Annotated in this window: 17 protein-coding genes; all 17 read right to left on the bottom strand. The window is 42.3% G+C overall.

Translation table 11 applies throughout. The features are described from left to right. Positions 1 to 15 precede the first annotated feature (15 nt). The 17 genes from H9647_RS04115 to H9647_RS04035 all read right to left on the bottom strand — a co-directional run bounded on the left by H9647_RS04115 (position 16) and on the right by H9647_RS04035 (position 14554). Complete coding sequence (locus H9647_RS04115; RefSeq protein ID WP_191798411.1) at positions 16 to 921, bottom strand: MinD/ParA family protein; 906 nt, start codon at positions 919 to 921, stop codon at positions 16 to 18. Beyond that, the gene (gene flhF, locus H9647_RS04110; RefSeq protein ID WP_191798409.1) at positions 918 to 2249 is read right to left on the bottom strand and encodes a flagellar biosynthesis protein FlhF; all 1332 of its coding nucleotides are present in this window, start codon (positions 2247 to 2249) and stop codon (positions 918 to 920) included. The genes H9647_RS04115 and flhF overlap by 4 nt, the downstream gene beginning before the upstream one ends. Next, complete coding sequence (flhA, locus tag H9647_RS04105; protein WP_191798408.1) at positions 2246 to 4279, bottom strand: flagellar biosynthesis protein FlhA; 2034 nt, start codon at positions 4277 to 4279, stop codon at positions 2246 to 2248. Before flhA ends, flhF begins: the two co-directional genes overlap by 4 nt. Continuing rightward, positions 4276 to 5388: a flagellar biosynthesis protein FlhB gene (gene flhB / locus H9647_RS04100; RefSeq protein WP_191798405.1), complete on the bottom strand. Its 1113-nt coding sequence runs from the start codon at positions 5386 to 5388 to the stop codon at positions 4276 to 4278. The genes flhA and flhB overlap by 4 nt, the downstream gene beginning before the upstream one ends. A gap of 27 nt (positions 5389 to 5415) precedes the next feature. Further along, positions 5416 to 6204, bottom strand: a complete 789-nt coding sequence (fliR, locus tag H9647_RS04095) for a flagellar biosynthetic protein FliR (protein ID WP_191798403.1) — start codon at positions 6202 to 6204, stop codon at positions 5416 to 5418. An 11-nt stretch (positions 6205 to 6215) separates the two neighbouring features. Next, positions 6216 to 6485 carry a flagellar biosynthesis protein FliQ gene (fliQ, locus tag H9647_RS04090; RefSeq protein ID WP_191798401.1) on the bottom strand — a complete coding sequence of 90 codons (270 nt, stop codon included), beginning with the start codon at positions 6483 to 6485 and terminating at the stop codon, positions 6216 to 6218. A 34-nt stretch (positions 6486 to 6519) separates the two neighbouring features. Further along, positions 6520 to 7275, bottom strand: coding sequence for a flagellar type III secretion system pore protein FliP (gene fliP, locus H9647_RS04085; protein WP_191798399.1), 756 nt, complete (start codon positions 7273 to 7275; stop codon positions 6520 to 6522). Further along, positions 7272 to 7793 carry a flagellar biosynthetic protein FliO gene (locus H9647_RS04080; RefSeq protein WP_191798397.1) on the bottom strand — a complete coding sequence of 174 codons (522 nt, stop codon included), beginning with the start codon at positions 7791 to 7793 and terminating at the stop codon, positions 7272 to 7274. Before H9647_RS04080 ends, fliP begins: the two co-directional genes overlap by 4 nt. A 5-nt stretch (positions 7794 to 7798) precedes the next feature. After that, positions 7799 to 8164, bottom strand: coding sequence for a response regulator (locus H9647_RS04075; RefSeq protein ID WP_191798395.1), 366 nt, complete (start codon positions 8162 to 8164; stop codon positions 7799 to 7801). A 30-nt stretch (positions 8165 to 8194) separates the two neighbouring features. Further along, positions 8195 to 9478, bottom strand: a complete 1284-nt coding sequence (fliY, locus tag H9647_RS04070; protein ID WP_191798393.1) for a flagellar motor switch phosphatase FliY — start codon at positions 9476 to 9478, stop codon at positions 8195 to 8197. Next, positions 9468 to 10466 (bottom strand): flagellar motor switch protein FliM, encoded by a 999-nt coding sequence (fliM, locus tag H9647_RS04065; protein WP_191798391.1) that lies wholly within the window; start codon positions 10464 to 10466, stop codon positions 9468 to 9470. The genes fliY and fliM overlap by 11 nt, the downstream gene beginning before the upstream one ends. Positions 10467 to 10508: 42 nt before the next feature. After that, on the bottom strand, positions 10509 to 10973 hold the full coding sequence (locus H9647_RS04060) for a flagellar basal body-associated FliL family protein (protein WP_191798389.1): 465 nt from the start codon (positions 10971 to 10973) through the stop codon (positions 10509 to 10511). Continuing rightward, positions 10974 to 11198, bottom strand: a complete 225-nt coding sequence (locus tag H9647_RS04055) for a flagellar FlbD family protein (RefSeq protein WP_191798387.1) — start codon at positions 11196 to 11198, stop codon at positions 10974 to 10976. 68 nt (positions 11199 to 11266) lie between these two features. After that, positions 11267 to 12082, bottom strand: coding sequence for a flagellar basal body rod protein FlgG (gene flgG / locus H9647_RS04050; RefSeq protein WP_191798385.1), 816 nt, complete (start codon positions 12080 to 12082; stop codon positions 11267 to 11269). Between the two features lie 88 nt (positions 12083 to 12170). Then, a complete protein-coding gene (locus H9647_RS04045; protein ID WP_191798383.1) occupies positions 12171 to 12551 on the bottom strand; it encodes a TIGR02530 family flagellar biosynthesis protein in 381 nt (126 codons plus the stop codon). After that, positions 12548 to 13048 carry a flagellar hook capping FlgD N-terminal domain-containing protein gene (locus H9647_RS04040; RefSeq protein WP_225229027.1) on the bottom strand — a complete coding sequence of 167 codons (501 nt, stop codon included), beginning with the start codon at positions 13046 to 13048 and terminating at the stop codon, positions 12548 to 12550. Before H9647_RS04040 ends, H9647_RS04045 begins: the two co-directional genes overlap by 4 nt. Positions 13049 to 13093: 45 nt before the next feature. Beyond that, on the bottom strand, positions 13094 to 14554 hold the full coding sequence (locus tag H9647_RS04035; RefSeq protein WP_191798378.1) for a flagellar hook-length control protein FliK: 1461 nt from the start codon (positions 14552 to 14554) through the stop codon (positions 13094 to 13096). Positions 14555 to 14563: the final 9 nt, after the last annotated feature.

Raw genomic sequence — 14563 nt, 5'->3', positions numbered from 1 at the left:
TAAGTGAAACCTACATTAGATGGTTTTCTTTAACCATTTGTTCATAAATCCTTTGAATCCTTGTGTATTCTGTGTCAAAGGTAATGCAAGATCCATATATCCCGACGCAATTCTTTCCATGTCTCGGGATGCAGTACACTGCGGATACATCACCGTAAAAGGTGTTTGTTTCTTCACAGCTCGCATAACATGCTGATCGTCTGAAACATACCCCAGCAAAGGAATGGTAGCATTTAAAAATCGCTTCGCAACAAGTCCAATTTTAGCGCTGACTTGTTCCGCTTCCCTTCGGTTCTCAGCCCGATTCACCACAATGCTAAAAGCTACAGGATCACTAAGGTGTCTGTGCATCACTTTTATTAATGCGTAAGCATCCGTAATAGAAGTAGGTTCCGGCGTCGTAACCACAATACACTCATCAGCAGCGGCGATAAAACGCCTGTTCTCCAGAGAAAGACCGGCTCCGGTATCAAACAAAATATAATCAAATTCCCCAGATAGATGCTCCAGGTCAGATGTAAAACCGTGAATATCTTCTTCGGTTAGAGACAAAAGTTCGATGAGCCCTGATCCACCTGCCACATAGGGCAGTCCATGTGGACCAAACTGAATAATATCTTGAATTCTTTTTTCTCCCTTGAGCACATGATATAGACTGAATCTAGAAGACACGCCCATTAATACATCGATATTTGCCATCCCTAGATCCGCATCAAACACCAACACCTTTTTGCCAGCTGCATGCAGTTTTAAAGCGAGATTAAGTGTAAAGTTTGATTTACCTACACCTCCTTTACCGCTCGAAATCGCAATGAGTCTGGCTTGATTCCTTTTCTTTGTCTGAACTAAATTCTCCTCATTCAGCTGGGGAAGGGAATTGTTTAACATCATTTCTCTTAGAGAAGCCGCCTGATCTATCATGACGGCTCACTCCCAAGAATGAAATCAGCTAATTTTTTTGGATCAGGAAGCATAATATCCTCCGGTACGTTTTGCCCCGTAGTAATGTAAGCTAGCTTACTTGGATACTGTTTCAGGACGTTGAAGAGCGCTCCAAGTGTGTCTGTTTCATCGATTTTTGTAAAAATCAATTTTGGTGTTCCATATTTATGAAAGTGACCCAGTATCGTAAGCATGTCTTCTGTTTTGGCTGTCAGGCTAAGTACCACAACAAGTTCGCTTTCCGGATCATCCGGCAGCAAGCTTTTGAGTTCGGAGACGGTGATCTCATTACGATAATTACGGCCCGCTGTGTCCATAAGAATCAAATCACAATCAGAGAGATGATCCAGTGCTCTTATGGTATCCGCCGGTGACTGCACGACTTCAAGTGGGATACCGAGAATCGCAGCATACGTCCGCAACTGTTCAACAGCGGAAATACGATACGTATCAGCAGTAATGAGCCCCACCTTTCGTTTATGCTTGAACATTTGCTCTGCAGCAAGTTTCGCTATCGTTGTTGTTTTGCCTACGCCTGTCGGGCCTGCCACGTACACAATTCGAGTGGACTTGTTAATTCCGTCCGTAATCCGTTCTGATAAAAACTCCTCAATCAGAGGTCTAACGATGCTTTCTCCTGCTTCTTCCTCCGAAACCTGAATAGTCCGCTTTGCTGAATCCATCCAGCTGCTCCAAATGTCCGTGGCGATTCCTTGATCTTTCAGCTTTGTGCGAATCTCATTCAAATTTCCAGGTAAACTTGCTTCATTAGATTGACTCTCAGCGAGCGTAGCCATAAACGTTTTCATTTGACTGATCTCTTGGAGAAGTTTCTCCGTCAGACTTCCTGCTTCCATTTCTCCATTCAACTGCTCCTGTCTTGAAGAAACGGAAAAATCCGCCCCTTCTGGGTGCGGCTGTAACTCTGCAGGAAGACTCGGAAATTCTTCTGATTCTTGTGTTTTGTGTTGCAGAGTCGCCTTTGGCTTTATTTCGTTCGTTTCTGATAAAGACTGGGCAATTGTTTCTTTTTCATTAAAATTCCCTGCTTTTCGATACACTTCAGGAACCGCATTCCTTGGCATTGTCTGAATGACAGCAGGAGGAACCTGGACAGGTTCCTTTGGCTGTACTTTGTCTTCTTCAACTGCTGCGATGACTTCGATCTTGTGTTTGCGCAGTATTCCTGCTAAACCACTTGCTCGAACTGTTTTGGTAGACAGGATCACTGCATCTTGTCCAAGTTCATTCCGAATGAGTTTCATGGCCTCGGGCATGGTATCAACGATGTATTTTTTCATTTTCATAAGTTCACCACCCCAACGCTTTGAATTTCAACATTTGGTTCTAGCTCACTGTACGACAACACAGGTATATCTTGCATCGTTCTTTCGATAATCTGACGGAGATACATCCGAATGGTAGGTGATGTAAGAACAATAGGTTGTTGACCCGACTGAATCAGACGATTGACTTGTTCTGTCAATTTTTGATACAGCGTTTGACTTGATACAGGATCTAGTGCTAAATAGCTCCCTTGCTCCGACTGCTGGACACTCTCGGCAATTTTTTTCTCAAGATTAGGTCCTACTGTAATCACCCGCATCGTCTCCCCTTTCAGGGTATACTGCTGAGTTATTTGTCTTGATAGAGCTTGTCTTACATATTCAGTGAGAACATCTGGGTCTTTTGTATATGTACCATAATCCGCTAATGTCTCTACGATCGTCACCATGTCACGTATTGAGATCTTCTCTCTGAGCAACTTAGCCAAAACTTTCTGAATATCTCCAATCGAGAGTACAGAAGGAATGAGTTCATCTACTAGTGCTGGATAACTTTCTCTTAAATTATCTATAATTGCTTTGGTTTCTTGTCGTCCTAACAGTTCATGTGCATGTCTCTTAATAAGTTCTGTCAGATGTGTTGCAACAACAGATGGAGGATCAACAACGGTGTACCCTGACAACTCTGCACGATCTTTCGTCAACTCATCTATCCATAACGCTGGAAGCCCAAAAGCCGGTTCCATGGTCTCAATACCGCTGATCGAATCATCATCATATCCTGGGCTCATTGCTAAGTAATGGTTAAGTAACAATTCTCCGCCGCCCACAGTGTTGCCTTTGATCTTGATTACATATTCACTAGGTCTAAGCTGTATATTGTCGCGGATCCGAATCACAGGAACGACAAGACCGAGCTCAAGCGCACACTGTCTGCGGATCATAATGATCCGATCCAGTAAGTCTCCACCTTGTCCGGTATCGGCAAGAGGAATGAGTCCATAACCAAACTCAAATTCAATAGGATCCACCTGAAGCAAATTAATTACACTCTCCGGACTTCGAACTTCTTCAATCTGTTGTTCTTCTTCCATCTGTTCTTCGGAAATCTGCTTACTATTGAGATTCTTCTGCATCTTCCAACCTCCGAAAAATAGCAGACCCGCCAGAGGCAAGGTTGTAATCGGACCGATTGGCGTGAAGACTCCCAGGAAAGTTACCGTAGCTGCAACGATATACATGAGCTTTGGATATGAAAATAACTGACCTGTAATATCATCCGCAAATGTTCCATCTGATGCTGCTCTAGTTACAATCAGTCCGGAAGCTGTGGAGATAAGTAGTGCGGGAATCTGGCTTACCAGTCCATCCCCAATGGTTAACAGGGAATATGTAGATAAGGAATCGCCAAAGCTCATTCCTAACATAACCATCCCAATAATGAATCCACCGACGAGATTGATCAGCAAGATAACAATACTTGCAATCGCATCTCCTTTAACAAACTTACTTGCACCATCCATAGCCCCGTAAAAGTCAGCTTCTCGTTCAATTTTACTACGTCTCTCTTTTGCCTGTTGTTCGTTAATAAGACCAGCATTGAGATCAGCATCGATACTCATTTGTTTACCCGGCATCGCGTCCAGCGTAAATCTTGCTCCTACCTCAGCGACACGTTCAGACCCCTTCGTTATAACAATAAACTGGACAACAACCAGGATCAGGAACACGATAAAACCAACAATGGGTTGTCCACTGGATATCCAACTTCCGAAAGTCGCAACCACTTTTCCGGCATAGGCTTCAGCAAGAATATGTTTGGTCGTTGATATGTTCAAAGATAGTCGAAATAAAGTCGTTACAAGCAGTAAAGAAGGAAAGATAGAGAAATCCAAAGCTTCCTTTGTGTTCATAGCTACCAGCAAGATCATGAGCGCAATTGCAATGTTGATGACCAAAAGGACATCCAGTAATCCAACGGGTATAGGTAGAATCATCATGAGCACAATGCCGATAATTCCAACTAGGACTGATAACTCTTTTATTTTCACTGGTTTCTGTGCCTCCGATTCCCCGATGGTTTATTTCTGCCTTTTAAGTTATACACATATGCTAATACTTCAGCGACCGCCTGAAAGAGATCCGCAGGAATGGAGTCGCCAATCTCCGCACGTTGAAACAATGCTCTTGCCAGCGGCTTATTTTCCATAAGCATAATTCCATTATCCTTAGCAATCTCCCTTATTCGGAGTGCTACGTGATCCGCTCCTTTTGCAATCACCTTTGGAGCATCCATTTCATTTCCATCGTACTTCAGCGCTACAGCAAAATGGGTTGGATTCGTAATGATGACATCCGCATTTGGAATCTCTTGCATCATCCGCTGCATCGCCATACGTCTTTGGCGTTCACGAATCTTTCCTTTAATAAGGGGGTCACCCTCCATTTTTTTATACTCATCTTTAATATCTTGCTTGGACATTCGAATGTTCTTCTCATATTCATATTTCTGGTACATGTAGTCGAGTATAGCAAGGACAAATAATGCGATTCCTATATTAAGACCCAGTTTCTTGGTCATCTCTGCAGCGAAGGTCAGAATTCCCTCTGATGATAAATGGCTGAGTTTTGCAAACTGATCTTTTGCCCCCCACAAAATGTTATACACAAGAAAACCGATAATGAGCATTTTCAAAACTGATTTGAGCAGCTCCACAATGGATCTCATGGATAGAATATTTTTAAGCCCTTTTATAGGATCAAGCTTGCTAAACTTGGGAGTAACCCCTTCTCCAGTAAGCAGAAAGCCGACTTGTAAATAATTCACGAGGATTCCGACAATAACGCCAGCCGCAAAAACAGGAGCAAGAATAATAAGAATCTGAATGCCGAGCTGTCCGAACATGGACATCACATTCGGTATCGTAACATCCATGCTAAGCCTGTTCATAAAGATATCTGTAAAAGCATAGGTTATTCGTTCTTTATAAAAATCTCCAAAAACAACGAAACACATAAAGCAGGTGAGCAAAATGGCCGCTCCGGAAACTTCCATACTTTTGGCAACTTGCCCTTTTTTTCTTGACTCCTGGCGTTTCTTGGGCGTCGCTTTTTCTGTCTTCTCTCCGGAAAACATCTGCAGGTCCAGTTTAAATCTCATCCTACTCTCCTCCCGCATTTGTCTTACTTAAGGTCTCTGACCAACTACCTCTAAGACACCCTGCATTGCTTCAAATAATACACCAAACAGATTTTCGAAAATGTATAGAAAGCCTGGTACAACGAGTAACATCATGGAAAGACCCACAATGATTTTCAGTGGAACCCCTATAACAAAGACATTAAACTGCGGTGCCGTTCTCGCAAGAAACCCAAGCCCTACGTCTGTCATAAATAAAGCAACCACTAGCGGTGCAGCCATCTGGAACGCAAGCATAAAAGCTTGTGCAAAGGCACGGATCAGAAGTTCTGCAACACTGCCGTCTGCAAATGCCCGAAAGATATCGTTTCCAGCAAGAGGCACCCATCTATAACTGTATACGATGGCATCCAGCATCCTGTGATGTCCATTCATCGTTAGAAACAATAGAATTGCAAAAGCGTACTTCAAGTTCCCTGTGAGAGGTACTGATGTACCTGTCATCGGATCAAACACGTTTGCCATACTAAAACCAATCTGGATATCGATGAACGCTCCTGCGGTTTGGATGGCCGTAATCATGAGAAGTGCAACATAACCTAACAGCAGTCCCATTAAGACTTCCTTGAATATAAGTAGTACGTAAGCTGCATCCATCGCAATAACCTGGTCCGTACCAAAAGTTAAGTAAACAATAATCGTGATAAAGACAGATAGTCCTATTTTGAAAATTTGAGGTACCCCTGGTGTAGAAAACACCGGCGCTACTACAAAAAAAGCTGTTATTCGACAAAAAATTAGCAAAGCTACAGAAAATCCTTGAAGTATCATCTCCATGATTGATCAACCTACCCGATATAATTGTGAAGATTGTCCAAGATGTTATAAGTGAAATCAACCATCGATGCGAGAATCCAAGGGCCAAATAACAGTAGTGCCAAAAGAACCGCTACAATCTTGGGAACAAAAGCTAACGTTTGTTCTTGAATCTGCGTTGTTGCTTGAAAAATACTAATGATCAGCCCTACAACAAGTCCAAGGACCAGCATGGGGGCACTTATTTTCAAAGCGACAAATATCGCTTGCCCTGCTAGCTCAATGATAAAATCCCCTGTCAAGGCGCCACCTCCCAATGTCTAGATGATCCTTGACTTACGGACTGAAGCTAAGGAGTAAAGATTTAACTACGAGATACCAGCCGTCCACCAGTACAAAAAGAAGAATTTTGAACGGAAGAGAAATCATGACCGGCGGCAACATCATCATCCCCATTGCCATAAGGGTACTTGACACAACAATATCGACGACCAAAAAAGGAATGAAAATCATGAATCCCATCTGAAAAGCGGTTTTCAGTTCACTGATTGCATACGCAGGAACCATGACAGTGAGCGGAATATCCTCATAAGTTTCCGGCTTTTCCATCCCGTTATAATCCATGAACAGAAGTAAGTCTTTTTCCCTTGTATGTGAAAACATAAATTTCTTCATGGGTTCCGTAGCTTCACTCAGTGCCTCCATTTGTGTTATTTCACCCTTTAAGTAAGGCTGAAGCGCAACATCATTAATGGTAGATATCGTTGGAGACATAATAAATAAGGTAAGAAAAAGGGCTAGTCCAACGAGCACCTGATTTGGCGGCATTTGATTGGTACCCAGTGATGTTCGTACAAAACTTAAAACGATGACGATTCTAGTAAAACTTGTCATCAGTACTAGAATGGCGGGTGCAATACTGATAATGGTTACAAAAAGAATGATGGATAAAGAGCTTGTGCTGGGCTCTCCACTATCCCCATTCCCAATCTCAATATTGATATCCGGAATTGGCTGCGCGTACGCTTCCGTCCCCATCATGAGATGGAGAACCGCCCATAGTAAGCAAACTATTACCATCTTTTTGTTCATGAATCTCTCGACCGCTCTCTTGTTTCTTCTTCTTCAAGCAAGCGTTCCATTTGATCCTTACGATCAGGCATCTCTCGAAGTTTTTTCTCAAATAACGCACTAAATGAAGCTTCTTCCATATCAAAGGATTCCGCTTTATTTTTACTGAGCTTATTCTTTACACCTGTAATAAGTTTGGCGAAGGAAGGTTCTGATGTCCCTTCCCTTTCAAACTGAGCTACTAGTGCTCTGATTTCCCCAGGCTCAGACAAAGTGTCAATGATATGCACATCGTCTCCAATCCCAAGAATATAAAGTTTGCTGCCAACTTCGACGATTTGAAGTGACTTGCTAGGTCCAAGCCCCACTCCACCGATAACTCTCATCGTCCGTTTTTGAAAAAAAGATTGATTCTTTCTTCCCAAAAAACGGATCAAAAGAACAATACATATGACGATGATACTAAGTACGAATACGACAGAGAGGATCGAACCAAAGTAACTTGATCCCCAAGAATCCGTTTGACCTGAATCTGCCATTTACATTAAATGCCTAATGTCTTATTAATCGCTTCAATTACGCGATCCGATTGGAAAGGCTTCACGATAAAGTCTTTGGCTCCTGCTTGAATCGCATCAATAACCATGGCTTGTTGTCCCATCGCTGAACACATAATCACTTTGGCATTAGGATCCACTTTCTTAATTTCTTTAAGTGCAGCGATACCATCCATCTCCGGCATCGTAATATCCATCGTGATCAAGTCAGGACGAAGTTCTTTAAACTTTTCAATTGCCTGTGCTCCGTCCTGAGCTTCTCCGACAACTTCAAACCCGTTCTTGCTCAAAATATCCCGTATCATCATTCTCATAAATGCTGCGTCGTCCACGATTAAAATTCGATTTGCCATGTTAATTAAAATCCTCCTTGAATATGTTGCTTATTGTATTTTCTGTAGTCGGTCCCACTCGCTTACGATATCGGTTACTCGTACTCCAAAATTCTCATCAATGACAACCACTTCACCTTTAGCAATCAACTTCTGATTGACAAGTATATCCACGGGCTCACCGGCCAGTTTATCGAGTTCAATGATGGAGCCTTGAGACAATTCCAGAATATCCTTAATTTGCTTTTGGGTCCTTCCTAATTCTACGGTTACCTTTAGTGGTATGTCCATCAATAAATTCAAATTATTGTCGCTTGGTTGCCCAAAAGCACCGTTTTGGAAGTTTGCGAACTGTACTGGTTGCACATTTACACCACGAGCGTGCATGTTCCCGTAATGTTGCGGCTCTGGATTCGACATTTGCGCAGGTTGCTGCATACCTTGGTTTGGGTAATTTTGATATGGGTTCTGCTGCTGCGGTATAGGTGCTTGCCAAGGATCCTGATAAGGAACATTCTCCTCTGCTTGATGCATTGGTTGCTCATAAGCAGGAGACTCATAGGTTGCAGGTTGTGGCGGCGCACTTACTGCTTCTTCTACCGGTGCCATTGTTTCAGTCACATTACCTGTAGATACCTCTTCCATCTCTTCCGTGCCATGAATCAGCATTCTCACCATATCTTTAGAGAAATCCACTCTCAGCAGTTGCATAATCGTAGAATCAATCAAATCCCCAATAAGTAGACGGAATGAAACTTTAATCATCGTCTCATCTACCGGGAAATTATTTAACCCTTCTCCGCTAGTTGTGTTTAGAATATCTATACTTGGCGGGGATATATTAACGAATCTATTAAATAGAGTAGACATCGATGTGGCTGATGAACCCATCATTTGATTCATTGCTTCTTGAACAGCACTGATATGAATTTCATTCAGTTCTTCGTCCTTAGGATTCCCTTCACCGCCAAGCATGAGATCAGCGATGACCTGAGCATCTCTCTTCTTGATTACGAGTGAATTAATTCCTTCAAAACCGTCTACATAAGTGACATGAACGGTCACATGAGGTTTGGGAAATTCCTGCTCAAACTCTGACCTTTTAATAATAGAAATTTTCGGTGTCGTTATATCTACCTTATTACCTAACAAAGTGGAAAGTGCCGTAGCCGCACTGCCAAATGTGATGTTCCCAATCTCACCGAGGGCATCCTGTTCGAGTGGGGTCAAATAATCATCCACTGTTTGCACTACCGGCTCACCGCTGGAAATAGATTCTGTTTGCTTTAATAAAGCATCGATCTCTTCCTGAGACAAAAAGTCTTTACTCGTCAAGTTCTTCAACTCCTTCAATGAGGATCTCATCTATCTGTACTGCTACTCGGTCTCTGAGACTGCCTGGACTTCCTATAAATTTGGCCTTTTCGCCTACTTTAATGGTTAATCCTTCGTTTACCGGTTTACCTAGTGCAATCACATCGCCGACTCCAAGCGACAAAAACTCAGCAATCGATATCTGGGATTCACCGAGCTCCGCAATAATCGGGAGTTTGGCTTTCTTCACTCTTTCTTTCAAAGCTACCATTTCTTCAGGAGCTCGCGATTTTTTCTCCGATATAAACCATTGATGGGTTGAAAGTTTTGACATGATCGGCTCTACAACTACATGTGGAATGCAAAGGTTGATCATACCTGTCGTATCCCCAATCTTCGTGCTGAGCGAGATCAGAGCAATCGTCTCGTTCGGCGATACAATCTGCATAAACTGTGGATTCGTCTCCAAGGCCTCCATACGAGGTTTAATATCAAGAACCGTTTTCCATGCTTCTTGCAAACTGTCGAATGCTTTACTGAAAATACGCTCCATAATGATGATTTCAATCTCAGTCATGGTGTTTACTTTCGCAGTAGATGTACCTGGACCCCCAAGCAGACGATCGAGCATTGCATAAGCAACATTCGGATTCACCTCAAGTACCATTCTCCCTTGAAGCGGTTCTGCCTCAAATATATTCAAAATGGTCATTTTAGGAATAGAGCGAATAAACTCGTCATAAGGCAATTGTTCTACTTGCACTACATTGATCTGAACAAACGTTCGTAGCTGAGCGGAAAAATATGTCGTCAGATACCGAGCAAAGTTTTCATGAATTCGGGTTAAACTTCGAATGTGATCTTTAGAAAACCGAACTGCTCTTTTAAAGTCGTACGACCTTATTTTCTTCTGGCTATCTTCCTTTTTCAGCTCTTCAGCATCCATTTCTCCAGAGGAAAGAGCTGCGAGGAGGGCATCAATTTCATTTTGTGATAATACATCAACCATTTCATTCACCCCCTTGCAGGTTTAAAATTGAGCCGGGACACATTACATCATTGGCGTCGAAAGAAACTTCGTAATTCGGATATCTTGTAATTGGCCTTCTGTAAGTTCTTTGTTAATTAATACTTTCAACTCGCTATTGAATTTCTTTCTTCCTGACGTTACATTCAGCGTTTCAGGGCTTGTGTCTGCCAGCTTTTGAATAATAATCGGAGTCACAATCAAATCTTTAATTTTCTCAAAATCTTCCTTCGCTTTTTTACTATCCAATTGAATGGCAAAGTTCATTTGCACAAGATAATTAGGATCGGCCAAATTTGTTTTGATATCGATAATTTCTGAACTTACCTCAACAATTTCATCTGCTGATAGATGTGGTTTGTTGTCGCTCACTTTCGAAGTTGGCTGTTCGTTTCCTGCATTCATCTGACCCTTCATGATGATGGTCACCAGCACGATAAGTGTAACGGCAAGCATAATGGTAGAGATCCAGGGTAACATTTTCTTCATTTACATATCCTCCGTTTGCTGCTGCAATTTAATTGTCGCCGCATGGATACCGATTCCCCGGTTATATTCCTTGATCTTACGAATTACTTCATCTGCTTTTTCAAGTACAATTAAACGTTTACCTGTGATCAGGGTGATGTATGTATCCGGTGTTTCTTCCACAGTCTCAATGAGCAACGCATTTAAAAATAGGCTTTCTCCGTTTAGCTTTGTAACTGCTATCATCTCTAGATACCTCCTGCAGTAACCTGCCTCAGGGAGCACGCTTCGCTTCCCTGTGCAGATACTAGTCATTAACGTTTAAGATTGACGACTTCTTGAAGTATTTCATCAGAAGTGGTAATTATGCGGGAATTGGCCTGAAAACCACGCTGCGCAACGATCATCTCTGTAAACTCTCCGGTTAAATCAACGTTTGACATCTCAAGCTGACCGGCCACGATGGAACCCGTACCTGCTTCCGCATTATTTGCCGTTACAATCTCCAGCTCCCCGTCGAGATTTGCATTCATTGTCATTCGATACAAATTGCCTCCGATTTTATCAAGGCCGCTCGGGTTAGATACTTTACCGATCCCTAGTTGTACGCCAGCTTCCATCGTTCCATCCGCCATTTGTTGGTTAATGGTTCCATCCTGACCGATAGAAAAAGCGACTACCTCATCATCAAGCGTAATGGGAGCACCGCCTGAATCAAGCACGAACAATCCATCCGAGGTAACCAGTCTGCGATTGGCATCCACATGAAAATCTCCAGCCCGTGTCAGGTAAGGAACTTCCTGATCTTCCGAAAGGCTGACAAGGAAAAATCCGTCTCCTTCCAGACGAAGATCCGTTGGATTATTCGTGGTCTGTGCACTACCTGCTAGATGCATCGTATCGATAGATCCTACACTAACTCCAAGCCCAACCTGTTTAGAATTCACACCGCCGGTTTCATCCGTAGGGGAGGTTGCACCTGCAGTAGTTTGACTCATAATATCCTTAAACATCACTCGGCTCGATTTAAATCCTGTAGTATTCACGTTTGCAATGTTATTACCGATGACATCCAGCTTCGTTTGGAACCCTCTCATGCCGGATACTCCGGAGTACATGGATTTAAGCATAATTATTTTACCTCCGATTGGTTGATTGGCTGCTTCTGTCGATCCGCAACCCTCAGGCTTTCCGTTAGGTCCAGCCTCATATAGATAATTAAGGAATGATAATAGCACTATCAATCTGCGTAAATACACCTTCTGATAACGAGGGTCCATTCACCGCAGTTACGATCGTTCGGTTCTTTACATTTACAATAAAAGCGGTATCTTCCATCAGCACAAGCGTTTCTTTGGAACCTTTGGCCGCAGCCTTATCAACAGCCTCTGCAATCTTCTCTAAGTGATCTTTACCCAGCTCTATACCTCGCTGCTCTAATCTTTTAGAAGCATGATTACTAAGCTTTATGCACTCATCATGAAATAGTTTGTTAAAAGAAATAGTTTCTTCAGATACTGACTTATTGGTATCACGTGTGATGGGTGAATTAACTGTACTTGTATAGAGTTGACCTACTCTTACAGAGCCGCCACTCATCCCTCAGCTCCATCAGCTTCTTCGCTTACATCAACTTTTTCATCAGAAGAGGCACTGGCTTCCAAGACTATTTCTTCTGTTTTTACATCACTGATCTGAGTAATGTCTTTTAACGCAATTTCCTTATCATTAATAACTGCATACTGCATTTGATCCCGAATAATAATGGATTCCACGACACCACTTTGAACAGCACCATCATTTGACCCCTCGCTTGTACCAATCCAGCTTACTTGTTTTCCAATTAGGCCAGAAACCGCACCTAAAGATTGCGATAAATTTTGAAGTTGACCCGATATATTCGATAATTGTTCTACAGAAGTAAACTGAGCCATTTGAGCGATAAATTCTTTATCTTCCATCGGCTGCATCGGATTCTGGTTCTGTAACTGAGTAATCAGTATTTTTAAAAATTGATCCTTACCCATCGCATCTGAGGATTCTTTACCCGCTGCTGTAGTTACATTGGAAGCTGAATAGTTAGGCCAAATATTCATAGTTGAAATAATATCTGCTGACATTTTCACACCCCGCTTCGCTCATTATATTTTCGCAGTGAATCCGCTCGTCTGATCGCCTTCTGTATATAACTCTAATTCTTGCTGCTCCTGCATCCATGCACGAAGCTCATCTTGTATCTCCACTGTAGTTAGTAGATCTTCATTGCTTTGTTCTCGTTCTTTAGATCTGCGCTGGTTACCAGGCTGTCCGTTTGAACTACCACCGTCCTGATACAGATGTGACGATAATGAAGTGTTCTGGGTGACTTCAAGTCGTTCTACCTGAATCCCTTGAGCCTGAAGTACAGCTCTTAACTGCGTCATTTGTTGTTCCAGCAAATCCTTCGCTCCTGCATGCTCTGTCATGAACTTTGCAATCAAATGACCATTTTGCATCGATAACTGCACGTCCAGTTGACCTAAATGTTGAGGTCTTAAAGAAATAACTGCTTCTGTCATTCCCTGTTGCTTCACAATTTCAAATTTACTGACGACAAATTCAGACATCTCTTTAGAAAATTGTTGAACCGGTATGACCGTTTCTGATCTAGTTAGTGGTGCTGTCCCATTCTTTAAAGCTAACTGTCCTGCAGTGATAAGGTTTGTCGCTTGATTATCCTGCGTTTCCTCGGAATTCACTTCCTGAGAAGATTCGGGATCTACACTCTGCTGTATTGACTCATCAAGAGTCGTTACTTTGATCATTTCTTTTGCTGCTAGCTTGTTACTACCGTTTTGTTCACCGACGTTTTCGGAAATCTCAACATCCCCTGAAAGGAGCGGAGGTTCTATAGAAAACATTGCTTTTTCTGATGAAGTGGGGTTGCTTTTTGCAATCAGGCTAAGTTCGGTCATCAGTGAATTTAATTTAGTAACGGCCTCTGTTTTTACTTCTGATTTCCCTAAAATCTCTTTCAGATTTACGATAAGCTGCTCCTTGGTATGTATAAGATCTTCTAATGGTGCAGCTGCTTCTGAATTTGTTTTACTTGCTTCTACCAATTGATGTAGTACTTCTTGCAGTGCATACTTTACTGTATCCGACTGCTCTGAGAGTGCATTAATGGCTTGAGTAGATACGTTTTGCTCTGCTGATTCTTCATTATTTACAGGATAGAGATAATATAAGGCTTGCTGCAGCCACCCTTTCAGATTGGATATCATTTCCTCATGTTCTTCACTATTTTTTTCATCTTCTTCTTGCTCAAGCGTTGTAATGAGGTCATCAATTATCGTTTCTGCTTCCATGGTAAGAGTAGCTTCGTCCAAAGTACTTGTGGTAAGTTCCTGAGCAACACTTTCATCTGAATTTACAGTTAGAAATGTAAACATGGCCGGTGCTTCCTTGCTGCCCGCTTGATTCATTCCCTCACTTGTTGTCTGCATGTTCACTTGCAAAGCCGCAAGAAACCCCGATGATTCGTTTCCAGTAGTCTTACTTGCCTCAGATCCAGAATCCACCAAACTAACTGCTTTTCCTACTTGTGAAAAAGAAGATATCATTCGTTTTTT

The organism is Paenibacillus gallinarum (genome assembly GCF_014836635.1).
Lineage (GTDB): Bacteria > Bacillota > Bacilli > Paenibacillales > Paenibacillaceae > Paenibacillus > Paenibacillus gallinarum.
Note: the sequence above shows the minus strand (reverse complement) of the source record. Positions and strands in the feature narration are given on the sequence as shown.